Annotated in this window: 21 protein-coding genes; 10 read left to right on the top strand and 11 right to left on the bottom strand. The window is 62.2% G+C overall.

The window, feature by feature from the left end:
* Positions 1–67: 67 nt before the first annotated feature.
* Both R5N89_RS13675 and R5N89_RS13670 read right to left on the bottom strand, forming a co-directional pair.
* Entirely contained in the window at positions 68–1,489 is a 1,422-nt protein-coding gene (locus R5N89_RS13675; RefSeq protein ID WP_110568729.1) for a protein adenylyltransferase SelO family protein, read from the bottom strand.
* 25 nt (positions 1,490–1,514) lie between these two features.
* Complete coding sequence (locus tag R5N89_RS13670; RefSeq protein ID WP_110568655.1) at positions 1,515–2,576, bottom strand: enoyl-CoA hydratase/isomerase family protein; 1,062 nt, start codon at positions 2,574–2,576, stop codon at positions 1,515–1,517.
* 126 nt (positions 2,577–2,702) lie between these two features.
* On the opposite strand from R5N89_RS13670, the gene R5N89_RS13665 reads away from it, so the two are divergent.
* From R5N89_RS13665 to R5N89_RS13645, 5 genes are all read left to right on the top strand, one after another.
* Positions 2,703–3,197 (top strand): flavin reductase, encoded by a 495-nt coding sequence (locus R5N89_RS13665; RefSeq protein WP_078525600.1) that lies wholly within the window; start codon positions 2,703–2,705, stop codon positions 3,195–3,197.
* Positions 3,198–3,373: 176 nt separating this feature from the next.
* Positions 3,374–3,505, top strand: coding sequence for a hypothetical protein (locus R5N89_RS13660; protein WP_265001309.1), 132 nt, complete (start codon positions 3,374–3,376; stop codon positions 3,503–3,505).
* A 72-nt stretch (positions 3,506–3,577) separates the two neighbouring features.
* Complete coding sequence (locus R5N89_RS13655; protein ID WP_110568731.1) at positions 3,578–4,066, top strand: transcriptional repressor; 489 nt, start codon at positions 3,578–3,580, stop codon at positions 4,064–4,066.
* Positions 4,067–4,154: 88 nt separating this feature from the next.
* The gene (locus R5N89_RS13650) at positions 4,155–4,673 is read left to right on the top strand and encodes a hypothetical protein (RefSeq protein ID WP_244192137.1); all 519 of its coding nucleotides are present in this window, start codon (positions 4,155–4,157) and stop codon (positions 4,671–4,673) included.
* Positions 4,674–4,717: 44 nt separating this feature from the next.
* Positions 4,718–6,133, top strand: a complete 1,416-nt coding sequence (locus tag R5N89_RS13645) for a sugar porter family MFS transporter (protein WP_110568659.1) — start codon at positions 4,718–4,720, stop codon at positions 6,131–6,133.
* Between the two features lie 107 nt (positions 6,134–6,240).
* Here the strand turns inward: R5N89_RS13645 and R5N89_RS13640 are convergent, their stop codons facing one another.
* The 4 genes from R5N89_RS13640 to trpB form a co-directional block, all read right to left on the bottom strand.
* The gene (locus tag R5N89_RS13640) at positions 6,241–7,563 is read right to left on the bottom strand and encodes a folylpolyglutamate synthase/dihydrofolate synthase family protein (protein ID WP_110568660.1); all 1,323 of its coding nucleotides are present in this window, start codon (positions 7,561–7,563) and stop codon (positions 6,241–6,243) included.
* A gap of 18 nt (positions 7,564–7,581) precedes the next feature.
* The gene (gene accD, locus R5N89_RS13635; protein WP_110568661.1) at positions 7,582–8,448 is read right to left on the bottom strand and encodes an acetyl-CoA carboxylase, carboxyltransferase subunit beta; all 867 of its coding nucleotides are present in this window, start codon (positions 8,446–8,448) and stop codon (positions 7,582–7,584) included.
* A gap of 218 nt (positions 8,449–8,666) precedes the next feature.
* A complete protein-coding gene (trpA, locus tag R5N89_RS13630) occupies positions 8,667–9,503 on the bottom strand; it encodes a tryptophan synthase subunit alpha (protein ID WP_110568662.1) in 837 nt (278 codons plus the stop codon).
* Complete coding sequence (gene trpB, locus R5N89_RS13625; RefSeq protein ID WP_110568664.1) at positions 9,500–10,729, bottom strand: tryptophan synthase subunit beta; 1,230 nt, start codon at positions 10,727–10,729, stop codon at positions 9,500–9,502. The genes trpA and trpB overlap by 4 nt, the downstream gene beginning before the upstream one ends.
* A gap of 205 nt (positions 10,730–10,934) precedes the next feature.
* Between trpB and R5N89_RS13620 the strand changes: the two genes are divergently transcribed.
* The gene (locus R5N89_RS13620) at positions 10,935–11,900 is read left to right on the top strand and encodes a magnesium transporter CorA family protein (protein ID WP_110568665.1); all 966 of its coding nucleotides are present in this window, start codon (positions 10,935–10,937) and stop codon (positions 11,898–11,900) included.
* A 157-nt stretch (positions 11,901–12,057) separates the two neighbouring features.
* Complete coding sequence (locus tag R5N89_RS13615) at positions 12,058–13,365, top strand: outer membrane beta-barrel protein (RefSeq protein ID WP_110568733.1); 1,308 nt, start codon at positions 12,058–12,060, stop codon at positions 13,363–13,365.
* A gap of 55 nt (positions 13,366–13,420) precedes the next feature.
* Here R5N89_RS13615 and R5N89_RS13610 read toward each other — a convergent pair whose 3' ends face one another.
* The 3 genes from R5N89_RS13610 to R5N89_RS13600 form a co-directional block, all read right to left on the bottom strand.
* Complete coding sequence (locus tag R5N89_RS13610) at positions 13,421–13,999, bottom strand: helix-turn-helix domain-containing protein (protein ID WP_110568666.1); 579 nt, start codon at positions 13,997–13,999, stop codon at positions 13,421–13,423.
* Positions 14,000–14,044: 45 nt separating this feature from the next.
* The gene (locus R5N89_RS13605; protein WP_110568668.1) at positions 14,045–15,796 is read right to left on the bottom strand and encodes a Hint domain-containing protein; all 1,752 of its coding nucleotides are present in this window, start codon (positions 15,794–15,796) and stop codon (positions 14,045–14,047) included.
* 344 nt (positions 15,797–16,140) lie between these two features.
* A complete protein-coding gene (locus tag R5N89_RS13600; RefSeq protein ID WP_110568670.1) occupies positions 16,141–16,950 on the bottom strand; it encodes a glycosyltransferase family 2 protein in 810 nt (269 codons plus the stop codon).
* A 317-nt stretch (positions 16,951–17,267) separates the two neighbouring features.
* On the opposite strand from R5N89_RS13600, the gene rho reads away from it, so the two are divergent.
* The gene (gene rho, locus R5N89_RS13595; RefSeq protein WP_061275141.1) at positions 17,268–18,578 is read left to right on the top strand and encodes a transcription termination factor Rho; all 1,311 of its coding nucleotides are present in this window, start codon (positions 17,268–17,270) and stop codon (positions 18,576–18,578) included.
* A gap of 109 nt (positions 18,579–18,687) precedes the next feature.
* Here rho and R5N89_RS13590 read toward each other — a convergent pair whose 3' ends face one another.
* Both R5N89_RS13590 and R5N89_RS13585 read right to left on the bottom strand, forming a co-directional pair.
* Complete coding sequence (locus R5N89_RS13590; RefSeq protein WP_110568672.1) at positions 18,688–19,659, bottom strand: quinone oxidoreductase; 972 nt, start codon at positions 19,657–19,659, stop codon at positions 18,688–18,690.
* Between the two features lie 29 nt (positions 19,660–19,688).
* Positions 19,689–20,141, bottom strand: coding sequence for a methylated-DNA--[protein]-cysteine S-methyltransferase (locus R5N89_RS13585; protein ID WP_110568674.1), 453 nt, complete (start codon positions 20,139–20,141; stop codon positions 19,689–19,691).
* A gap of 99 nt (positions 20,142–20,240) precedes the next feature.
* Between R5N89_RS13585 and mnmE the strand changes: the two genes are divergently transcribed.
* The gene (gene mnmE / locus R5N89_RS13580) at positions 20,241–21,548 is read left to right on the top strand and encodes a tRNA uridine-5-carboxymethylaminomethyl(34) synthesis GTPase MnmE (protein ID WP_110568676.1); all 1,308 of its coding nucleotides are present in this window, start codon (positions 20,241–20,243) and stop codon (positions 21,546–21,548) included.
* A 12-nt stretch (positions 21,549–21,560) separates the two neighbouring features.
* On the top strand, positions 21,561–23,432 hold the full coding sequence (mnmG, locus tag R5N89_RS13575; protein WP_110568678.1) for a tRNA uridine-5-carboxymethylaminomethyl(34) synthesis enzyme MnmG: 1,872 nt from the start codon (positions 21,561–21,563) through the stop codon (positions 23,430–23,432).
* Positions 23,433–23,435: the final 3 nt, after the last annotated feature.

Below are 23,435 nucleotides of genomic sequence, written 5' to 3'. Positions count from 1 at the left end.
TTTTCCTTCCTTATTGTTATAATTCATCCGTATCGCCCCGGTTCCCCCGTGGGGGCCGCCTGCCCGCTCAGCGGGGCGGGCTGCCGAGGGCGGCCTTCATGCGGGCAATGTGCCCCATGGTGGCGTGCAGGCCGCTCCAGTCATCGGCCGTGGCGATGGGCTGCCACAGGGCTTCCACGGTTTCGACCGGCATCAGGCACGGCACCCCGTCAGTAAAATAGGGGTGCGACAGGTCACGGCCTGCCACGGGCTCATGCTGCATGAGCGCATCCTGCACGGGGCGGAAACTGTTCTGTGCATAAAAAGATGCACGCGGTCCTGATACGGCCCGTTTTTGGCTCTTGGGGCCACCATACCAGTCAAAAAACGGAAATTCAAACCCAATCTGGCTTTCTTCCATGAACGAGAACAGACATTCACGCAGATGTTGCGATGATTTTCTTGAAATTTCATTGACACCAAGCCGGTTCAATACAGAAATATCAAGGAATCTTTCATATCTCTCCCAGAAGTCATCAAAAATACTTTGAATTTTCTCAAGTGACGAAAGCGCGATCAGGCACTCGCCCAGCCGGGCCACGTTCCACATCATCGCCTCGGGCTGGCGGCCATAGGCATACAGGCCCGAATGGTCGAAATAGGCGGCGGTGAAGCGGGGGTCGAAGCTGGGCAGGAACCGCCACGGGCCGTAATCGAAGCTCTCGCCGGTCAGATTAATGTTATCGGTATTGAGCACCCCGTGCACGAAGCCTGCCGTCATCCATTGCGCCGTCATTTCGGCCATGCGGGTGGTGGCGGCATCGTACAGCGCCGCCGCGGGGTCGGGTTCATTGGCAAGATGGGGGTAGTAGGTCTCGAGCACATAGGCCACGAGGTGCCCGAGGCTGGCCCTGTCATCATTGGCGACAAGGCGCTGGAACGTGCCGATGCGGATGTGCGAATGGCTGAGCCGCGCGAGCACGCATGAGCGCGTGGGCGAGGGCTCGTCGCCCCGGTGCAGCGCCTCGCCGGTTTCGATCACGCTCAGTGTGCGCGAAGTGCGCACGCCCATCGCATCAAGTCGCTCGCTGGCCAGGATTTCACGCACGCCGCCCTTGAGCGTCAGCCGTCCATCCCCCCCGCGTGACCACGGCGTGGTGCCGCTGCCCTTGGTGCCGATATCAAGCAGGCGGCCATCCACGCTGTCCATGAGCTGCGCGAACAGGAAGCCCCGCCCATCGCCCAGATCGGGGTTGTACGACCGGAACTGATGCCCGTGATAGCGCAGGGCAAGTGGCCGGGGCAGCGAGCCGGGCAGGGGGTCGAAATGGCCGAAATGGCGGATCCACTCTTCATCCGTCAGCCCATCAAGGCCAATGCGGGGCGAAACATCATGATTGCGGTAGCGCAGGATATGGGCGGGGAAGGTGGCGGCCTGAACCACGTCATAGAATTCATCGCCCAGGCGGCTGTGATGGGTGGCGGGGGCGTAACGGGTGGAGAAGGGCATTTTCATCTACTTTACGGGTGATAATTTATTGTTCCTGATCCGCATCGGGCACGGGCAGGTCGAGGGAAAAGGATGCATGGTTTTGCAGGCAGGAGGCAATTTCGTGGCCGGACACATCGGCCAGCGTGGGCGGTGACCAGCGCGGCGCGTTGTCCTTGTCGATCAGGCGGGCGCGCACGCCCTCGGCAAAATCGGGGCGGCGGAGTAGCTGGCAGATGAGCTGGAACTCCTGCTCGAGCACATGGTCAAGGTCGGGCAGGGCGCGGGCTGCATGATAGGCGGCAAAGGTGATGCACAGTGAAAACGGGCAGCCCCCCCGCAGGGCGGCAAGGTCGGCCTGCGCCCAGGGCGCCTGATGGGCCTGTAGCCGCGCGATGACCGTCGCCACGTCCGGCGCATCATAGACCGGGGCGATGGTGGTGGTGTCCGGCCCGCCATCAAGGGCGGGGCAGGGTGGCAGGCTGTCCATCACCTGGCCTGCGGGCATGTGGGTGAGCGCCTGCCTTATGCCATCAAGTGCGCCGGAGGGGGCCTGCCGGTCGGCAAAGCCTGCGGCGATGGCCATGGTGGCGTTCATGCGCCCCCCGGTCAGGGCAAGGCGCAGCCCGCTCAGACCCGGCGCGCGCGACAGGAGGTAGGACCCGCCTGCATCCGGTGTCAGCGCAATGGCGTTTTCGGGCATGGCCACGCAGGCGCGCTCGGTCACGATGCGGTGGCGCACATGCCCGCCAAGGCCCACGCCGCCGCCCATGCAGATCCCGTCAAGAAACGAGACAACCGGCTTGGGGTAGCCCGCCAGCATCGAGGCCATCCGGTAGCTGTGGCGGAAGGGTTGTGTTGCCGCCTCTAGCCCATGCTCTTGCAACAGGGCGCGGATGGCGCGGATATCGCCGCCTGCGCAGAAGGCGCGGGGGCTGGTGCTGTCGAGCAGCACGGTTTCAATCCGTGGGTCATGGCGCCATGTGTGCAGGGTGGTGGCAATGTGGTCGATCATGCCCAGGTTCAGGGCATTGAGCGCTTCGGGGCGGGCGAGCGTGATGCGGCCGAGCACGCCCTGCACGGTGGTCTGTATGGGTTCGGGGGGCACGGGTTGCGTCCTTTCATGTGGTTTTGCGGTATTCAATGGCGATAGAATGCGCTACCTCCGCTGCTGTCCCGCGTCACGGCTGCGTGCGGACTACAGGCATGCACAGTTACCGAAGGCAGAAGCACCATGGGGATTGACGCCCTCACCTTTCGCAACGCCATGGCCCGCCTTGGCGCGGCCGTAAATGTTGTCACGACGGGAACACTGGAAGACCCGGCGGGTTTTACCGCGTCTGCCGTGTGTTCGGTAACCGATACGCCGCCCACGGTTCTGGTCTGCCTCAACCGCAACTCCCGCGTGCGCGACCGCTTTCGGGTGGATGCCGCCATGTGCATCAACGTGCTTGCCGCCGACCAGCAGGATATATCGGGCGTGTTCGCAAGCCCGCTCGAGCAGGCCGAGCGCTTCCGTTCCGGCCATTGGGATACGCTGACCACGGGTGCGCCCGTGCTGAACGAGGCCGTGCTGTCGCTTGACTGCCGCATCGAGCGCATTGTGGAAGTAGGCACCCACAGCGTCATGTTTGGCGCGGTGGAAAGCCTGCGCAATTCCAGCCCCCGTGGCGGGCTGGTCTATTTCAACCGCAGCTACCACATGCTGCCTCACGCGCCGGGCGAGTAGTGCGGCCCGGAAGATAAAAGTTTTCGGAGGTCGCCTTTTTTCACAAAGGCGGCGTTCTTTCTGAAGTTTTTTGCAAAACGCTTCACCAAAAACTTTTTACACTTCTTCATATTAAGAAAAAATCCAGCCTTCTGGCGCATGCATAACCGAGCAATGCGACAGGAGGAGCCGACGCCATGACACAGACCCCGCGCGCACGCGCCCCGCAGGTTCCTGTCTTGACGCTGCGCGGGCTGATCTGGATACATGCGGGACTTGCCCTTTTCGTGGCCCTGATGGCCATGTGGGTGGATCACCTGCCGGACTGACCGCCTGCCGGGGCACCGGGCAGGGTAGTCGGAACCCCCCGGCAACCGCACAGGAGCACCGCAGTGGCCCGCATGACACAGACGGCTGGAACCGGCCTGCCCGCAGGGATCGAGGCCCTGCTTGAGCAGGCAGCCAGCCTGTGCGCCGCGCGCTCGGTCAGGCTGACCGACATGCGCCGTCTGGTGCTTGGGCTGGTGCTCGCCGCCGAGCGGCCGCTCGGCGCTTATGAACTGCTTGAGCAGATCCGCGCCAGCCGGGGCAGGCCGGTGGCGCCGCCCACGGTGTACCGGGCGCTGGATTTTCTGATGGAGCAGGGGCTGATCCACAAGATCGAGCGGCTTTCGGCCTTTGTGGGGTGCCGACACATGCTGGAATCGGGGCATGCCTGCCATGGGCATGTCCATGCGGCGCAATTTCTGATCTGTAGCGCGTGCGGGCGGGTGACCGAACTCGATGATCCCCATATCCTCAAGGCACTGCTTGAGGTGACGAAGGCGCGGGGCTTTACAATGCGCCAGACCACCATCGAGGCTGAAGGCCTGTGCGCCGCGTGTGGCTGAGGGTGGTTGAACGGAGCAGGCGCGGCCCTGTCGGGGCGTGAGCCGGTATTGATGGGGCGGATGCATGGGGCGGGAGCGCAAAGGCAGGATGGCGGGACTGCCGCTCATACCCACGGCGCCCCGGCACCCGCGCCGCAGGCGGCCCGTGGCGCCTCTCGCCGCGCCACCGCCGCCCGTGGTGCCCCAGCCCGACCTGTTTGCCACCGCCACGACGGACCGCCCGCATGCGCTGACCTATCTTGATGTCGCAACCCTGGGGCTGGCCCTGGTCCCGGCGCGCAGCCTGCGCCCTGATGACGGGCCGGATGGCTATCTTTACCACATTACCACGGCCGCCGGGCTGGACACGCTGCGCGCGCGTGGCACGGTCCTGTTCTCGCCACGGGCACCGCTTGTGCTGACCGAGCGCCCCGGCGTGCTTCCATGGCTTGCAAATATGATGGAAGTCATGGAATCGGACTGTGAAGCAGGGCATAGATCAGATAGCCCTGTTGTTTTTAGGGTAAAACGATTTGTCATTGACAGGCTGCTGGAACATGATCCCGACCGCACGCGCGAATATGGTGTATCGTTCTTTCTCCTGACCGGTCTCGCGCGGCAGGAATAATGTGATCACCGGCAACAAGAAAAATATCAAAGGACCGGATTTTAATGGAAAATCAGCCCGCGCCCGCCGTATTTGATTCGGCACGGATGCGTACCCTCATTATTGGTTGCCTCGCGGCACTTGCAGGCCTCATGGCCGGGCTTGATATCGGGGTCATCTCCGGTGCGCTCGACCTGCTAGCTGCCACCTTCCACGCCACCACCCTGCAGCAGGAATGGATTGTCAGCGCCATGATGGGTGGTGCTGCCGTTGGCTCGCTGTGCGGGGGCTGGATGTCGCACCAGATCGGGCGCAAGCATGCGCTGCTGGTGGGGGCGGCCGTGTTCGTGGCGGGCTCGCTGGCCTGCGCGCTGGCGTGGTCGATCCCGTCCATGATTGCAGGGCGGCTCATCATGGGGCTTGCCATCGGGGTGGCGGCGTTCACGGCGCCGCTCTACCTGTCCGAGATTGCAAGTGAGCAGGCGCGTGGCGCCATGATCTCGACCTACCAGCTCATGATCACGGCGGGCATCTTCATCGCCTTTCTCAGCAACACCATGTTCAGCTATGCGGGCAACTGGCGCGGCATGTTCGCCGTGGCCGCCGTGCCGGGCGTGCTGTTCCTGATTGGCGTGCTGTTCCTGCCCTACAGCCCGCGCTGGCTCATGATGCGCGGCCGCCGCAAGGAAGCGCTGGAAGTGCTGGAAGACCTGCGCAGCGACCGGAGCGTGGCCATGCAGGAGATCCAGAACATCAGCCGCCAGCTGCAGCAGAAGCAGCACGGCTGGAGCCTGCTGCGCAACAACCGCAATTTCCGCCGCTCCATCTTCCTGGGCATGACGCTGCAGGTCATGCAGCAGCTCGCCGGCGTGAACGTGGTGATGTACTACGCCCCCAAGATCTTCGCGCTCGCAGGCTATGTTGGCCCCGCGCAGCTGTGGTGCACCGCCATGGTGGGGCTGGTGAACATGCTGGCCACCTTCATCGCCATTGGCCTTGTCGATCGCTGGGGCCGCAAGCCGATCCTCTATACTGGCTTCCTGATCATGGCCGTGGGCATGGGCTGCCTTGGCTTCATGCTCAACCGCCCGCATCTGGACCAGTCGGAGCAGATCATCGCGGTGTTCATGCTGCTGATCTATATTTCCGGCTTCGCCATGTCGGCGGGGCCGCTGATGTGGGTGCTGTGCTCGGAGGTGCAGCCGTTGCAGGGGCGTGACCTTGGCATTTCCATCTCCACGCTCACCAACTGGATCGCCAACATGATCGTGGGCGCAAGCTTCCTGTCGCTGCTGCAGTGGATGGGCAATGGCCCGACCTTCTGGCTGTTTGCGGGCTTCAACCTGTTCTTCGTGCTGATTACGTGGCGCTTTATTCCCGAGACGCGGGACATGTCGCTTGAAAAGATCGAGCAGCGCCTGATGGCGGGCCTGCCGTTGCGCGAGATTGGGCAGGGTACGCCACTGCCGCAGGAGAAGTAGGCTGATATAAAAGTAAAAGTTTCTGGGTGCCGCCTTTTTCAAAATAAGGCGGCATTCTTTTTTTGAAGCTTTTTTCAAAAAGCTTCACCAGAAACTTTTATCCGTTTTCAGTCTGGCTGCCAGCCATCCTGCTGTAGCGCCACGCCTGCCAGATACAGGCTGCCGCATATGATGACGCGGGCAGGAAGGGCATCCGCGCCTGCCTTGGCCACGAGGTGGGTCAGGGCAGCGTGCAGGGTCGGGCCTGCCGTGGCGCGACCGCCGGATGCGGCCACGATGTCGGCCACGGGCTGGGCCAGATGCTGGCCTTCCTCCGCCACGGCCTGAATGGAGGCGGCACGCGGCAGCAGCGGGGCGAGGAAGCCGGTGGCATCCTTGGTCTGCTTCATGCCAATGACCAGATGGGTGGGCCGGTCCGCCCACCCGTCCATCACCTGCGCCAGCACTTCACCCGCGCCGGGGTTGTGGCCACCATCAAGCCACAGTTCCCACCCCGCAGGCAGCATGGCGGCCAGATGGCCTGACAGGCGCTGCATGCGCGCGGGCCAGCGGGCCTGGGCAATGCCTGCCCAGCCTTGGCGGGGTACCGGCAGGCTGCTTGCCCGCAGGGTGGCGATGGCCAGTCCCGCATTATCAATCTGGTGGGCGCCGCGCAGGCCGGGCAGGGGCAGGTCCAGCGTGCCGTGCACGTCGCGGTAGCGCAGGCCCGTGCCGTCTGCTGCCGGTTCGATGAACCATTCATGATCGCGCCGCCACAGCGAGGCTTCCTGTGCCTGTGCGGTGCGGGCAATAACCTCCATCACCGCGGCAGGCTGGCGGCCCGTGGCGACCGGCACGCCGTGCTTGATGATCCCGGCTTTCTCGCCTGCAATGGCAGCCAGCGTATCGCCCAGAAAGGCCTCGTGGTCCATCGAGATGGCGGTAATGGCGCAGGCTGCCGGGCGCTGGATCACGTTGGTCGCGTCAAACCGGCCGCCGAGGCCGACTTCCACAATGGTCAGATCCGCCGGATGGCGGGTGCTGAGCATGAAGCCTGCCGCTGTCAGCACCTCGAATACGGTAATGGGGGCGCCTGCGTTGACCTGTTCGATCTCTTCAAGCACGGCGGCGAGTTCGTGTTCGCTCACGATCTGGCCCGCAATGCGGAAGCGCTCGGTCACATGCACGAGGTGGGGCGAGGTGAGCACATGCACCCGCCAGCCCGCAGCTTCCCCCACGGCGCGCATGAAGGCGCAGGTGCTGCCCTTGCCGTTGGTGCCCGCCACATGCACGACCGGCGGCATGTGGCGCTCGGGGTGGCCAAGGCGGCCAAGCAACGTTTCAAGCCGGGTGAGCGACAGGTCGATCAGGGCCGGATACAGCCGGTTCAGCCGTTCCAGTATCTGCCCTGTGCGGCCCACGAATTCCGGCCCGAGGGCGGGCGCTTTCATGTGCGGGGTTTCCGTAGCTTAGGCGGCGCGGGGGGCAATGTGGCGGTAGTTGAGCTGTGCTGTCAGGCGGCCAAGCACCTCGCGCAGGTCGCCGCGTTTGACCACCATGTCGAGCATGCCATGCTCAAGGAGGTATTCCGCGCGCTGGAAGCCTTCGGGCAGCTTCTCGCGCACCGTATCCTCGATCACGCGCTGGCCCGCGAAGCCGATCAGCGCATTGGGCTCGGCAATCTGCACATCACCGAGCATGGCGAACGAGGCGGATACGCCACCCGTGGTCGGGTTGGTCAGCACCACGAAGTAGGGCAGGCCTGCTTCCTTGAGCATCTGCACCGCAACTGTCGTGCGCGGCATCTGCATCAGGCTGATCATGCCCTCCTGCATGCGCGCGCCACCCGATGCGGTAAACACGATCAGTGGTGACTGCTGCAGGATGGCCAGGCGGGCGGCGGCAAGGAAAGCCTCGCCAAGTGCCGCGCCCATGGTGCCGGCAATGAACTCGAACGCCATCACGGCCACCACCGCATTGTGCCCGCCGATCTGGCCATGGGCTACGGCCATCGATTCCTCAAGGTGGGATTTGGCGCGTTCATCCCTGAGCCGATCAGTATAGCGCTTACGATCGCGGAAGGAGAGCGGGTCAACCGGCACCTTGGGCAGCTCGATACGGGTGTATTCCCCGTTATCGAACGTCCATTCCAGCCGCTCGGGCACGGAGGCGCGCATGTGGTGGCCGCAATGCGGGCACACATTCAGCGCCTTGCGCAGGTCCTTGGTCAGGATCATCTGCTCGCACGATTCGCAGTTGGTCCACAGGTTGTCCGGCACTTCCCGCTTGAGCAGGCCACGGATCTTGGGGCGCACATATTCGGTCAGCCAGCTCATGTTGCCTCTCCCTTAAGCTTTCTGGAGGCCTGTTCCATACAGGCAGATGAACGATTGGGCCAGATTGTCATTGCAGGCACCGTTGTGGAAAATTGCCGGTGAAACGGCCCACAAACCATAAAAAGTTTTTGGTGAAGCTTTTTACAAAAAGCTTCGAGAGAATACCGCCTTTTTCAAAAAAGGCGGCATCCAGAAACTTCTGTTTTTTTATCAATGGATTATTTTGAGCCGGTTTTGCTCACGGCATGCACGGCGTCGGCCAGCGCCCGCAACTGCTCCAGCACGGCAGGCACGGTTGTGGCTGTTGCTTTTCCATCCGCATCAAGCGTGCCCTCAAGCGTGTTGAGCAGGGCGGAGGCCACTACGGCGGCATCGGCCACGCTTACGGCATTGGCCGCGAGTTCTGGCGTGCGGATGCCAAAGCCGATGGCGATCGGCAGGTCGGTAGCCTTGCGCAGGCGCGGCAGGGCGGCGGCCAGTTCATCGGTGCTGGCCGTGCGCGTGCCGGTTACGCCCGTAATGCTGACGTAATAGACAAAGCCCGACGCGCCATTGAACACGATGGGCAGGCGCGCATCGGGCGTGGTGGGGGCAACGAGGCGGATGATGTCCAGCCCGGCTGCCGCTGCCGGGCCTGCCAGCAGGTCGGCTTCCTCCGGCGGCATGTCGACCACGATCAGCCCGTCCACGCCCGCGGCTTTTGCATCGGTGCAGAAGCGTTCCGGCCCGTAGGCCTCGATGGGGTTGGTGTAGCCCATCAGGATGATCGGGGTCTCGTCATCGTCCTTGCGGAAGGTGCTGACCATTTCCAGCACGCGCTTCATGGTCGAGCCACCCTTCAGCCCGCGCAGGGCGGCCTTCTGGATGGTCGGGCCATCGGCTGACGGATCAGAGAAGGGCACGCCCACCTCGATCAGATCGGCACCGGCGGCAGGCATGCCGCGCAGGATGGCGAGCGCGGTGTCGTAATCGGGGTCGCAGGCCTCGACATAAGGGATCAGGGCGCCACGGCCCTGCGCGCGCAGGGTGGCGAAGCGGCGGGCGATGCGGCTCACAGTTTCACTCCCAGATGTTCGGCTACGGTGAAGATGTCCTTGTCTCCCCGGCCGGAAATGTTGACCACGATGATCTGGTCCTTGCCCATGGTGGGCGCGAGCTTGGCGGCATAGGCGATGGCGTGCGCACTTTCCAGCGCGGGGATGATGCCTTCGGTGCGGGTGCAGAGCTGGAAGGCGTCGAGCGCCTCCTGATCGGTCGCCCCCACATATTCCGCGCGGCCGATATCGCTGAGCCATGAATGCTCGGGGCCGACGCCGGGGTAGTCGAGGCCCGCGCTGATGGAATGCGCCTCGGTGATCTGCCCGTCCTCATCTTGCAAAAGGTAGGTGCGGTTGCCGTGCAGCACGCCCGGTTTGCCCCGCTCGATGGAGGCGGCGGTGCGCCCGCTGTCCAGCCCGCAGCCTGCCGCCTCAACGCCGATCAGCTTCACCTCGAGGTCATCGAGGAAGGGGTGGAAGATGCCCATGGCGTTCGACCCGCCACCGATGGCGGCCACGATGGCGTCGGGCAGGCGGCCCTCGGCTGCCATGATCTGTTCTCTGGTTTCCACGCCGATGACGGACTGGAAGTCACGCACCATCTGCGGGTAGGGGTGAGGGCCTGCCACGGTGCCAACCAGGAAGTAGGTGTCGTGCACGTTGGTCACCCAGTCGCGCATGGCCTCGTTCATGGCATCCTTCAGCGTGCCAGCGCCTGCCGTGACAGGAATGACTTCAGCGCCGAGCAGCCGCATGCGGAACACGTTGGGCTTCTGCCGCTCGACATCGGTAGCCCCCATGTAGATGGCGCATTTCATGCCGAACAGCGCGCACACGGTAGCGGTGGCCACGCCATGCTGGCCCGCGCCCGTCTCGGCCACGATGCGCGTGCGGCCCATGCGGCGGGCGAGCAGGATCTGGCCCATGACATTGTTGAGCTTGTGGGAGCCGGTGTGGTTCAGCTCCTCGCGCTTCATGTAGATCTTGGCGCCACCGAGCTGCTCGGTCATGCGGCGGGCAAGCCAGAGCGGGCTGGGACGGCCGACGTAATCCTTGAGGTAGAAATCCAGCTCGCGCTGGAACTCGGGGTCAGCCTGGGCGGCCCTGTAGGCGGCGTCCAGCTCCAGCAGGAGCGGCATCAGGGTCTCGGCCACGAAGCGGCCCCCAAAAATGCCGAAACGGCCGCGCCCGTCCGGCCCGCTGCGCAGGCTATTGGCGCCTGCCTGTGTGTCTGTTGCGCTCAACTTCGCTACTCCGCAAGAAACAAGAAATAGGTGCGTGGCTCAGGGGTATTCGTCATGCAGCCGTCCCGGGCTGCCGTGTCATGCGGTTCTGGACTGGATGGCGGCAAAAGACCAGCCCTTGCAGGCCAAGGCGGCGTGTCATGATTTGACATGCCTGCCCCGGCATGATGGATGAACAACGACAGGAACCAACGAAAGACAGCCCATGTTTCTAGCGCATCATCCCGGCGCACCGGCCCGCACCGTGACCACGGCGGCAGATGCGGCAGGTGCGGCATGGCTGGACCTGCTTGACCCCACCACAGATGAGGAAGCCCTCGCCGCCCAGATTACGGGCCTGCGCATTCCCACCCGCGCCCAGCTTGACGAGATCGAGAGTTCATCGCGCCTGTTCATGGAAGGGGATGCCGTCTATCTCTCCACGCCGCTGGTGCGCAAGACGCCGGACGATTTTTTTGTCTCTCCCGTTGGTTTCGTGCTCATGCATGAGCGGATCCTGACCATCCGCTATACCGGCTTCAGCGCGTTTGACGTGGTGGCGCGGCAGGTGGCGGGGCAGACCGCGCCGCTATGCGCCAATGAGGCGGGAATCATGCTGCTCGAGGCCATCGTGGACCGGCTGGCCGATATTCTGGAGCACCTGGGCCAGTCGCTTGATGGCATGTCCAAGGATGTCTTTCAGTCCGAGGCGCCAAGCCAGGCGCAGGCGGCCAACCTGCTGCGCAACATGCTGCGCCGGGTGGGGCGGTCGGGCGACCTGAGTTCATCCGTGCGCGACAGCCTGCTGGGGCTTGAGCGGATCTCGATCTTTCTGGGCGAGAACAAGCGCCATGACCTGAGCGAGCGGCTGCAGGCGCGGCTGGGCACGGTGGGGCGTGATATCCGCTCGCTCAACGATTTCGTGTCACAGACCGCCAACAAGGTGCAGTTCCTGCTTGATGCGACGCTGGGCTTCATCAGCATCGAGCAGAATAACGGCATGAAGATCCTGACCGTGGTCAGCTTCATTGGCGTGGCGCCCACGCTGGTGGCCGGTATTTACGGCATGAACTTTCACGATATACCGGAACTGAACTGGAAATATGGCTACTGGTATTCGCTCGCCCTGATGGCGGCCACCGTTGCGCTGCCGCTGTTGTGGTTCTGGCGGCGGGGATGGCTGGGGAAGTAAAGATATATCTTATAGGATATTGTTATAAGATCGAACCATTTCAATAATTTAGGTTTCGGCCTGACGGAAAATAAAATAAAAGAAATTTCATGATTGCCGGACACGGGCGCGCATGCCCTGGCGCTGTCCGCGGATGCCGGAGGGGGAGCAGCCTGTCATGAAATCACACCACCGGGTTTGGGGCCTTCTGGTGGTCGCCTGCCTTTTCACCGGCGTTTCGGGCAAGGCGCGGGCGCAGGTAAAGGTGTTTTCCGGGCTGGGGCATGACACGGGTTTCACGCGCTGGCTGGGTGGCGTGACCCTGACGGGCCAGATCGAAGGCGGCATCATGGCCAACCCCGCCCGCCCCCAGCCCGGCTACAATTTTGGTGATTTCTTTGCCGACCACGCCAATCAGGTGCAACTGAACCAGGCGGAATTCACACTCGCCAAGGCCATTGATTCCACCCGCAATACCTATCAGGTCGGGTTTACGCTCGAAGGAATGTACGGCTCGGATGCCCGTTACTACCAGCTGCTTGGCGTGAGTGACCGGGAATGGAACGCGCGTTACCAGCTTATTCCCGCGCAGGCGCATATGGATGTGCACCTGCCCTGGGCCACCCGTGGCGGGCTGGACATGCAGGCGGGCATATTGCAGGCCCCGATGGGGGTGGAAGGACTGGACCCCACCTCGCGCCCTTTCTACACGCTGGCCTATACGTCTGAATATTCGGTGCCGTTCCAGCATATCGGGGCCATGTTCAACTGGCACGTGACGCCGATGGTCGATGTGACGTTCGGGATCGATACCGGCAACCAGACATCGTTTGGCCACTCCGACAACAACAATGCGCCCGCGGGCTATTTTGGCTTCAACCTCAACAATCTTGCCCACGGCAGGCTCAGGATCGTGGAACTGAGCCGGGTCGGGCCTGAAAACGCCTGGCGCGGCATCGGGCATTACGAAGCCAATCACACCCAGCGTTTCTGGAACGATGTCAGCGCCTACTACCAGGTCAACAAACGCCTGAGCCTGACGGCGGAGTTCAATTACCTGCATGATGAGGGCACGCGCGGCATGGGCGCGCGCGGGCAGTTTGCGGGGGTGGATGCGGAGAGCTTCATCAGCTTCCTGAGTTACCGCATCAACCGCGACCTGACATTCAACTATCGTGGCGAGATCTATCGCGACAACAACAACGCCATGGTCGCGACCTTCCAGGGCAACAATTCCTACATGCAGGCCCTTGCGGGTACGGGTGGCACGGTGGTGCCGGGGCCTTCCGCCTCGAGCCACGGCACGACCTATGGGGAAATGACGCTAGGGCTGAGCTACCGCCCGCAGATTGGTCACCATGTGCGCGTGTTCATGCTGCGGCCTGAAATCCGCTTTGACCGGGCGCTCAATGGCACCACGCCATTCAATGGCGGGCGCAATAACGGCATGTTCACCTTTGGTGGTGATGCGGTTATCGGGTTTTAGGTCAAAGCATGGAAATAATATAAGTTGTAGTAACGGCCTGACATTTTGCAACGCATCATGAAGAATATAATGTCTTCTTATAAAGCATTTCCATGCGTTTGATGGCCTGGAGCCTGTCATCTATTGAAAGGGCTCTGTAGAGGTTTATGATATTTTCTTCGTCCTTTGTAATGGCCATCTGTGTTTTTTCGCTGCTCTGGCCGTTCAGGAAAACTTCCTCGCTGATACCAAAAATCTGCGCGATACGCGGCACATGCTTGCTGATCATGCTGGGGCGCCCCGTTTCCCAAAAACCAACGGCGGTACGGGAGACACCAAGCCTGTTGGCCAGGGCCTGCTGGCTCAGCCCCGCCGCCTTGCGCAGGAGCTGAATGCGCTGCCCGATTTCACGTGATGGGGAAAATCCGTGGATGCTGGCAGCACTCAGCCCATCATTGGACACGGCCTGACTTTGCTGGATCCATTTCCGGAATCCCATGATCGTCGTGGTCTGATAGGTCAGGAAACGGCGCCTTGAGGTCTGTTTGTGAAACGAGACCTCGGTTTCCCCCACATCATCAATGCCGCGTATTTCACTGCGCGGGGGCGCACCGGTCCAGATCTGTCCGGCTTTGAGGGTAAAGGGTGTTTTCATGCTTTTGTCGATCCCCGCACCCGTTCAGGGTGCAGGGATCATTCCTCAGGCTGTCAGGGACCGGGGCTGGGCGGCAGGCCTGATGACATAGGGGCCACCTGCAAGGATTTCGAGGCACAGCAGCCCCATGAGCGTGGGGTGCCGGGCGCCCAGTTGCACGGTGGCCTGCCCGTCTGTCCAGCGGCAGGGAACATTTTCAGGCGCGTACCAGCCATCATGCCAGCCCTCGGGCGCTTCAGGGGCGAGATGGGTGGTAATGGGGCGTGCCACGCTGCCTTCGAACAGTCTGATGTCCTTGACCAGAACGCCCAGTTGGCGGCGGTCGTCAATGTAGGGGCCGATCGTGTCCGATGGGCGGCTGGTCCGGGACATGATGCGCACGCTCTCCACCCCGGGCGGGATCATGAAGAAGGCAAATCCGTTTGCCTCGCGCATCTTGTGGATGATGGCGCCAGCCTGCGTGACCAGATGCAGGTCGGCCGCATCTGTCAGGTTGGCGGCCTGTGGCTGGGGGGAGTGCCCTGCCGCAGCGGCCCGGGCTGCGATCTGGCGGAACAGTGGCTCGACGAAGCCCGGCGACACGTCCAGAGGGGCAGCGGCGTGTTCCCATGTCAGGTTGCGGCTGCCACTGAGTAAAACGACATTGCCATTTTGCCGGAAGGCACGGCGGTTGCCGGTATCGAGATAGCTTTCGGTCAGCATGCCATCAGCGATGATGACCGCGTGTTCCTGCGTTTCAATATGATAGTAATCGTAGGACGTGATCGCGCGATCATAGAAAATGGATGTCTGATTGACGAGCATGCGGGCGGGCACGAATCTGCCATCAAAATACAGGCAGTGCTCCGCCGTAATCAGCATATCCTTGTAAGGTACGCCCTCGCTTATGGCGTCTTTCAGGATACGGACCGGGTAACCCGCTTCATCATCAGGCAGTTCGGGGCGAACCGTAGCATGCGCCCTGCCTGCCCATGTGATGGTGCGCGGCTGTGGCGCGTCATTCACCATGGCGATGATGGTGTCGCCCGCGCACAAGTCTTCAACGGCAATGTCAGCATCTGGCGTGCGGATCATGGAGCCGGCTAGGAAGCAGACCAGGACCGTGCCCTGGCCATCGGCATCCGCTACGGTGGAGACATATCCCGCGGCCTTCGGGTTTGTATCCTGATACTGGCCCTGTAGCGCCAGCGTATCGCCGTTGGAGAAGGTGAGGGTGGACGTGCCGAACAGGCCATCATAGCTGATGCCGGTCACGGTTGCCGGGGCGCCATTATTCTCCACGATAATGGAATCACCACTGCCGAAGTGGTTGATGGATGCGCCAGACAGCAGCGCAATGCCCGCGTCGGAACCGGCAAGATTGAGCGTGCCGCCACCGCTGCCAAAATTGATGGTGGCGCCAGCCAGGGCGGAAATGATGCCAGACCCGTTGAACGTGCCGCCATTGGTCAGGTTGATTGTCACCCCGCTTGCCGCGTTCAGCAGGCCGCCAGCCAGCGCTACCGTGCCCCCATTTGCATCGAGGGTGGTTGTGGTCAGCGCGTTTACGGCGCCCGCGCTGACTGTCACGACCGTATTCTTTTCAGCGGTGACGGTAAAAGTGGCAGCGGCGGTTACGGGCAGGTCAAGCAGGCCCGCGAGGTCGATTGTCGCATCGACGGGTTTGCCGTCTGGCGAGGAGACGGTGATGTCCGCAGGTGAAAGAATGCCGAGCAGGCCCCCTGGGTCCAGTGTATATGAGCCGCTTTTGGTTACGGTGTTGCCTTTTCCATAATAAACGCCGAGAACATCGGACATATTCGTGCTCCTGAATCTGGGTGGCCGGAATATTTATTTTTGAATTTGCAGAATATGTGCCAATTAATAATATTTACTTAAAAATATAATTATGATTTCTTTTTGTAAGCATTGTATAAACATTTATCTGGAAATTTTGACTTCATGGCCTGTTTGAAAGCAAATTCTTGATAGAAAACAATAGAGATTTTTTGGGTGCGGCCTTTTTTCAAAAAGGCGTCATCAAACACTTCTATTAATGTGACAGCCCTATTGGGGCTGTAAGGGTTTCATGCCGGTCGCGCGTTGTTGCCGTTCCGGGTCATTCCTGCTGTGGTCATTGTCCTGAACGGGCAGCAGGCTTTTTAAAATGACATGAACTGTTCCGGTATTCTGCAGATATCGCTTGTGCGGCCTTTGGAAAGAATTTCGTTTATCGGTAGGGAATCCAGATCTATATTTCTTTTACTATTCATAAGATGATGGAATTTGTTGATCAGCTCTTCATCGCTACAGCGTTGATGGGCTCCCTGGCCATTCTGCACGGATGCCCTGCTCCAGTTCAGGGCGCGCGTCAGGGCAAGTCGCCTGAGGCTGACATCAAGATCCATGTTTTTCATGTGAAACAGCCATAGATCGAGATCGAGATAGGAAGGCTGGTTACATTCATGAAACCCCGGTGCCCATGAAACGGGAACATAGGAGATGACGGGCTTGGATTCCCACGGGTTGATGAACCCGAACGAACGCTGTTCAAGCAGCGGCAGGGACGGGTTGACGGCAGGCATGTTCGGCCGTTCGGGAAAGACATCAACGCCTACGGCACGGATCACGGTGTGATTGCGGCGCTTTTCCAGATAATCCGGCAGTGATGGAAACAGCTCAGCGCGCGGGACCAGGAATTCATCGCAGTCCACATAGATGACAACATCAAAAAACGAGAGAAGGGACTCATGCAGCCGGCTGATCATGCCGGCCCGCTGTCCATCATCAAAACAGTCGCGCGGAATACGCAGCCTGTTGCACGGCAGGGTATCGGTCGAGCCGTCGGTGCTGCCATGATCGATGACATAGAGATTTTCCATCCCGACCTGCCGACCATAATACGCGCACCATAACGGTAGAAAATAATTTTCATTGTAAACCATGGTGATGATCGCGGCGCGAAACGACATCCGTCTCTCCTGAAGAGGCCGAAAGGAGAGGGATTGTACGGATCAAAGCTTAACAATTCATACAGTGCCCGGCGGCGCGCGGGCTACGGTTCATGGCGCAGTGATGCAAAAGCTTGACGGAAAGGGCATGAATGCCTATGGTCAAGCCAATTCTGGCATGGTGCTTTCTGCGCGGTCAGGATTCCCGCCTTATCAGTTAAGCAGCATCGACAGTTTGATAAAAACAATGGTCAGGCGCCGGTTCCGGCATGCCTTTTCCCTCTGATGGCTGGCTTTTCTTTCCCTTCGTGAACTGCCCACTTATAGGCACATCCTGCATGCAACTCGCCGAACTCAAGGCCAAAACTCCAGCAGACCTTCTGGCTTATGCTGAAAGTCTGAATATTGAAAACGCATCATCTCTTCGCAAGCAGGAGCTGATGTTCACGATCCTCAAGACCCTGGCCGATAATGACCAGGCCATCTATGGGGACGGCACGCTTGAAATCCTGTCCGATGGATTTGGCTTCCTCCGCTCGCCCGAGGCCAATTACCTGCCGGGGCCGGATGATATCTACATCTCCCCCAGCCAGGTCCGCCGCTTTGGCCTGCGCACCGGTGATACGGTGGAAGGCCAGATCCGCGCTCCGCGCGATGGAGAGCGTTATTTCGCGCTGCTCAAGGTCAACGCCATCAATTTCGAGCCCCCCGAGGCGGTGCGCCAGCGCATCAACTTCGACAACCTGACCCCGCTCTACCCCGAGCGGCGGCTGAAGATGGAAGTCGAGAACTCGGCCGTGGGTGGTGCTGAAGCGCCTGTGCCCACCGGCAAGGGCAAGGGCAAGACCCCGAACCGCGATTTCACCTCGCGCGTGATCGACCTTGTCTCGCCCATCGGCATGGGGCAGCGCGCGCTGATCGTGGCGCCCCCGCGCACCGGCAAGACCGTGATGTTGCAGAGCATCGCCTCCTCCATTTCTGCCAACCATCCTGAAGTCTTCCTCATCGTGCTGCTGATTGACGAGCGGCCCGAGGAAGTGACCGACATGGCGCGCTCGGTGCGCGGTGAAGTGGTGTCCTCCACCTTTGACGAGCCCGCCACCCGCCACGTGCAGGTAACGGAAATGGTGCTCGAGAAGGCCAAGCGTCTGGTCGAGCACAAGCGCGATGTGGTGATCCTGCTGGATTCCATCACGCGCCTGGCCCGTGCCTACAACACGGTCGTGCCTTCATCGGGCAAGGTGCTGACCGGTGGTGTGGACGCCAATGCGCTGCAGCGCCCCAAGCGCTTCTTCGGCGCGGCCCGTAACATTGAGGAAGGGGGGTCGCTGACCATCATCGCCACTGCCCTGATCGATACCGGCAGCCGCATGGACGAGGTCATCTTTGAAGAGTTCAAGGGCACCGGCAACTCGGAACTGATCCTTGACCGCAAGCTTGCCGACAAGCGCACCTTCCCCGCGATCGACATCACCAAGAGTGGCACGCGTAAGGAAGAACTGCTCGTTGACCGTGCCGACCTTGCCAAGATGTGGGTGCTGCGCCGTATCCTTGCGCCGATGGGCACGATGGATGCGATGGACTTCCTGCTCGACAAGCTGAAATACAGCAAGACCAACCACGACTTCTTCGATGCGATGAATACCTGATTGCATCAGGACGCGTGATGAACAAAAAACCCCGGCCTTGCAGCCGGGGTTTTTTATTGAAAGTTTTTGGTGAAGCTTTTTTCAAAAAGGTGGCATTTGAAAACTTTTATCAGGGCAGCAGGATGGTGCTGCCGGTGGTCTTGCGCGATTCCAGCGCGATATGCGCCTGTGCCGCGTCCTTCAGCGCAAAGGACTGGCCGATGCGCGGCGTCAGCACGCCTTTTTCCACCAACGTAAACAGTTCACGCGCTGCGTGCTCAAGGGCTGCGCGTTTGGCGATATAGGTCATGAGCAGGGGACGGGTCAGATACAGGCTGCCATGGCTGGCCAGCGTGCCGACATCCACCCCCGTCACGGCGCCGGAGGCATTGCCGTAGCTGACCATCAGCCCGCGCGGGCGCAGGCAGGACAGGCTGGCCTCGAACGTTGCCTTGCCGAGGCTGTCATACACCACGGGCAGCATGCGGCCTTCGGTCAGGGTGCGGACCTGTTCGGCCACAGTGTCGGTGCCGATGATGACATCCGCTGCGCCATGGGCCTTGGCCAGTGCAGCTTTTTCGGGGGTGGAGACCACGCCGATCACGCGCGCGCCCAGATGCCGCGCCCACTGGCACATGAGCAGCCCCACGCCGCCAGCCGCCGCATAGACCAGAATGTCGTCGCCTGGCTGCACGCGGTACACCTCGCGCAGCAGCATGTGCACGCTCAGGCCGCGCAGCATCATGGCGGCGGCTGTCTGGGCTGTAATGTCGGGCGGCAGCACCACGACCCGGTCTGCCGCGATGGTGCGCATGGTGGCGTATCCACCCGGCGTGGCGGGGTAGGCCACCCGCATGCCAGCCTGCAGGCCCGATACGCCATCACCCACCGCCGTGATGGTGCCAGCCCCTTCCATGCCGGGAATGGCGGGCAGGGCCGGGAATTTGTACAGTCCGCTGCGGAAATAGGTATCGATGAAATTGACGCCGATCGCTTCCTGCCGCAGCACGACTTCGCCGGGGCCAGGTGTCGGGATGGGCAGCGTTTCCACGCGCAGGACATCCGGCCCCCCATACTCATGCACGCGGATGACGGTATTCATGATCGTGGCTCCTGTTCAGCTATGCGATGTCAAAGCGGGGTGGCGGACAGGGTTTCAAGGTCAAGCAGGAACTGCCGGTCGCGCGCGCCTTCATCACCGGGGTAGCTGTCTGGGTCGTAATCCGGGCAATCGGCAAAATCGATCCGGTGGCATGGAATGAAAATGGGGATGGGGTTCTCGGCACAGGCGCTGAGAATGGTCTCGGGCGATATGCCAGCCCGGTCGGCGGCATCGCGCCAGTTGACCTGCTGGCCCACGGGAATGGTCAGCATGAACTGCCAGGCCGCCTGCTGCTCTGGCGTGCCATAGGGGGCGAGTGGCAGATCGCATGTCGCGGCCTCGCCATCAAAATAGGCTTCCAGCCAGGAGCGGGCTTTATCCAGCAGGGGTGTTTCTTCCTGGTCGCGGCCCCAGCCCCAGTCAAGCGCCACGATCTGCCCGTCCTCGGCGGAGACGGTGAGGGGAGCCAGTGGCGAATGCATTGAAAGTTGTGGCATGAGTCACCTTGATCAGGACAAAGAGGTGAACGATAACGCCGTTCGGGGCACCGACAAAATGATGATGACCTGATGGAGGCAAGAATGCAGGAAAGTGATGGGTCTCCCCCGGTCATTTTCGCCCTGGCCAGCGGCCTGTCGCGCGCGGCGATTGCCGTCATGCGCCTGAGCGGGAAGGGCAGTGGCCGGATTGTGGAAAGCCTGTGCGGCCGCCTGCCTGCGCCCCGTCGGGCCTCGCTGCGCGGGTTGTGGAACCGGCATGGCCTCACGCCCGTGCTGCTCGATCGCGCGTTGGTGCTGTGGTTCCCCGGCCCGGACAGCTACACGGGCGAGGATAGTGCGGAGCTGCACCTGCATGCAGGCCCCGCCGTGATCAGTGCCGTGGCCGATGCGCTCGTCGCCCTTGGCGCGCGCCCCGCAGAGCCGGGCGAGTTCAGCCGCCGGGCCTTTGCCAACGGGCGCCTCGACCTCATGCAGGCGGAAGGCATTGCCGACCTGATCGATGCCGAAACCGAGGCCCAGCGGCGGCAGGCGCTCGCTCAGGTTGATGGCGCGCAGAGCCGCCTGTACCAGCAATGGGCCGATAGGCTGCGCACGCTGCTCGCCCATCAGGAAGCGCTGATCGACTTCCCTGATGAAGAACTGCCACCCGAAGTGGAGCAGGGCCTGCTTGATGGCCTGACGGCGCTGCACGCAACCATGACGGCTTACCTGCGTGAAGGGGCAGGCGCGGAGCGGCTGCGTCGCGGGCTGGTCTTTGCCATTGTGGGCGAGCCGAATGTGGGCAAGTCCAGCCTGCTCAATGCGCTGGCGGGGCGGGATGCGGCGATTGTATCCGCCCGTGCCGGCACCACGCGTGATGCGATCGAGACCCGTATCGTGCTGGGTGACGTGCCGGTAACGCTTGTCGATACCGCCGGATTGCGCGAAACAGAGGATGAGATTGAAGCCGAGGGTGTGCGGCGCTCATTGTTTCACGTGAAACAGGCGGATTGCGTGGTGCAGGTCTTTACCGGCAGCATCCTTCCGCCCCGGCTGGAAGAGGGTGGCCTGCTGGTCTGCAACAAGATCGATCAGCAGCCAGCGCCTGAAGGGGCAATGGGCATCAGTGTTCTCACCCATGCGGGCATGGATGTGCTACGGAAAGGGCTGGCTGAAAAAGCCCGGGCTTTGACGTCAGGCCGCGCCAATGCCCCGCTGACCCGCGCGCGCCACCGTGCCGCGATTGAGGAGACGGCGCACCATATCGGGCGCGCGCTTTCGCTGGCGTGGCCGGAAATGCGGGGCGAGGAAATGCGGCTGGCCATGCGCGCGCTCGGCCGCCTGACAGGGGCGGTGGATGTGGAAGCGCTGCTGGATACCGTGTTTGGCCAGTTCTGTATTGGCAAGTAGGAGCAAGGGGTGATGGATCGGGCCTATGATGTGATTGTCGTCGGTGGGGGGCATGCGGGGTGCGAAGCCGCCGCTGCTGCCGCGCGCACGGGTGCCCGCACCCTGCTGCTCACGCACCGGCGCGATACGGTGGGCATCATGTCGTGCAATCCGGCGATTGGTGGCATTGGCAAGGGGCATCTGGTGCGCGAGATCGATGCGCTGGATGGGCTGATGGGCATCGCCGCCGACCGGGCGGGCATTCACTTCAAGCTGCTCAACCGTTCCAAGGGGCCTGCGGTGCATGGCCCCCGCGCCCAGGCGGATCGCACGCTCTACCGGCAGGCCATACAGGATCTGCTCGACCAGACCGAAAGGCTGGAGATTGTGGAAGGCGCTGCGGGCGACGTGCGGCTCGATGCGCAGGGCCGCGTGGGCGGCGTGGTGTGCGAGGATGGCCGGGTGTTTTCCGCCGGTGCCGTCGTGCTGGCTACCGGCACCTTCCTGCGCGGCACCATCCATGTCGGGCATGAGAGCGAACCGGCGGGCAGGGTAGGGGATCGACCCGCCAATGCGCTGGGTGAGCGCCTGGCCGCACTGGGCCTGCGCATGGGCCGCCTCAAGACCGGAACCCCCGCCCGCATCGCGCGCGACAGCATCGACTGGGACAGCCTGCCTGAGGATCGGGGCGATGCCGAGCCCGAACCCTTCAGTCGCATGACAGACGGCATCACAAACCCCATGGTCTCATGTCGCATCACGGCCACCACGCCGCGCACGCATGAGATCATTCGCGAGAACCTGCATCTCTCGGCGCTGTATGGTGGCGCAATCTCGGGGCGGGGGCCACGCTATTGCCCCTCCATCGAGGATAAAGTGGTACGGTTTGCGCAAAAGGACTCACACCAGATTTTCCTTGAGCCCGAAGGCCTGCCTGGCAACCCGGATGGCGGGCTGGTCTACCCCAATGGCATCTCCACCAGCCTGCCTGCCCATGTGCAGCTTGAAATGCTGCAAAGTATTCCGGGGCTGGAAAACTGCCGCATCGTGCGGCCGGGCTACGCCGTGGAATATGATTATGTCGACCCGCGTGAACTTGCCCCCACGCTGGAACTCAAAAGCCTGCCCGGCCTGTTCCTTGCAGGGCAGGTCAATGGCACGACAGGTTATGAGGAGGCCGGGGCACAGGGGCTGATTGCGGGCATCAATGCAGCCCGGCATGCAGCGGGTGAGGCAGGGGTAACGTTGGAGCGTGGCGATGCCTATATTGGGGTCATGATTGATGACCTGACCACGCAGGGCGTGTCCGAGCCATACCGCATGTTTACCTCGCGCGCGGAATACAGGCTGACCCTGCGGGCCGATAACGCCGACCTGCGGCTCACGCCACGCGGCATGGAGTGGGGGTGCGTCGGGAGCGCCCGCGCCGCGCAGCTCAAAGCGGATCAGGCGGCCATTGATGCCGCGACCCGCCGGGCCGGGCAGGAAACCTATGCGCCAGAACTTTTGCGCAAGGCCGGGATCAGTGTCTCGGCAGATGGGCGCGCGCGCTCCCTGCTTGATGTACTGGCCACGGACGCCACGCCGGCCATGATTGCCACCATCGCCCCGTGGTTTGCTGACCTGCCGTCCCGCGTGGCCCGCCATCTGGCCACCGAGGCCCGCTATAGTGGTTACATTACCCGGCAGGATCGCGAGATCCGCCAGCTTGCCACCGAAGGGCGCATCACCCTGCCGCCTGACCTCGATTATGCGCAGGTGGGCGGGCTGAGTAGCGAGATGCAGGAGCGCCTTGCACGCGTGCGGCCCGTGACCTTTGGCGCGGCCCAGCGCATTCCCGGCATTACGCCCTCTGCCCTTGTGGCGCTGCTCGCGCATATCCGCCAGCGCCAGGTGGCCGCGTGATGG

It is taken from the genome of Komagataeibacter sucrofermentans DSM 15973 (assembly GCF_040581405.1).
GTDB lineage: Bacteria > Pseudomonadota > Alphaproteobacteria > Acetobacterales > Acetobacteraceae > Komagataeibacter > Komagataeibacter sucrofermentans.
The sequence above is the reverse complement of the archived record's forward strand: the minus strand, read 5'-3'. Positions and strand labels throughout refer to the sequence as shown.

Bases quoted from the DNA above. Each gene is read 5' to 3' on its own strand.
- mnmG (WP_110568678.1), top strand. From the start codon at position 21,561: ATGGATCGGGCCTATGATGTGATTGTCGTCGGTGGGGGGCATGCGGGG.
- R5N89_RS13585 (WP_110568674.1), bottom strand. From the start codon at position 20,141: ATGCATTCGCCACTGGCTCCCCTCACCGTCTCCGCCGAGGACGGGCAG.
- R5N89_RS13650 (WP_244192137.1), top strand. From the start codon at position 4,155: ATGGCGGGACTGCCGCTCATACCCACGGCGCCCCGGCACCCGCGCCGC.
- R5N89_RS13675 (WP_110568729.1), bottom strand. From the start codon at position 1,489: ATGCCCTTCTCCACCCGTTACGCCCCCGCCACCCATCACAGCCGCCTG.
- rho (WP_061275141.1), top strand. From the start codon at position 17,268: ATGCAACTCGCCGAACTCAAGGCCAAAACTCCAGCAGACCTTCTGGCT.
- R5N89_RS13615 (WP_110568733.1), top strand. From the start codon at position 12,058: ATGAAATCACACCACCGGGTTTGGGGCCTTCTGGTGGTCGCCTGCCTT.
- R5N89_RS13645 (WP_110568659.1), top strand. From the start codon at position 4,718: ATGGAAAATCAGCCCGCGCCCGCCGTATTTGATTCGGCACGGATGCGT.
- R5N89_RS13665 (WP_078525600.1), top strand. From the start codon at position 2,703: ATGGGGATTGACGCCCTCACCTTTCGCAACGCCATGGCCCGCCTTGGC.
- R5N89_RS13640 (WP_110568660.1), bottom strand. From the start codon at position 7,563: ATGAAAGCGCCCGCCCTCGGGCCGGAATTCGTGGGCCGCACAGGGCAG.
- accD (WP_110568661.1), bottom strand. From the start codon at position 8,448: ATGAGCTGGCTGACCGAATATGTGCGCCCCAAGATCCGTGGCCTGCTC.
- R5N89_RS13620 (WP_110568665.1), top strand. From the start codon at position 10,935: ATGTTTCTAGCGCATCATCCCGGCGCACCGGCCCGCACCGTGACCACG.
- R5N89_RS13605 (WP_110568668.1), bottom strand. From the start codon at position 15,796: ATGTCCGATGTTCTCGGCGTTTATTATGGAAAAGGCAACACCGTAACC.
- R5N89_RS13610 (WP_110568666.1), bottom strand. From the start codon at position 13,999: ATGAAAACACCCTTTACCCTCAAAGCCGGACAGATCTGGACCGGTGCG.
- R5N89_RS13655 (WP_110568731.1), top strand. From the start codon at position 3,578: ATGACACAGACGGCTGGAACCGGCCTGCCCGCAGGGATCGAGGCCCTG.
- R5N89_RS13660 (WP_265001309.1), top strand. From the start codon at position 3,374: ATGACACAGACCCCGCGCGCACGCGCCCCGCAGGTTCCTGTCTTGACG.
- R5N89_RS13600 (WP_110568670.1), bottom strand. From the start codon at position 16,950: ATGTCGTTTCGCGCCGCGATCATCACCATGGTTTACAATGAAAATTAT.
- mnmE (WP_110568676.1), top strand. From the start codon at position 20,241: ATGCAGGAAAGTGATGGGTCTCCCCCGGTCATTTTCGCCCTGGCCAGC.
- R5N89_RS13590 (WP_110568672.1), bottom strand. From the start codon at position 19,659: ATGAATACCGTCATCCGCGTGCATGAGTATGGGGGGCCGGATGTCCTG.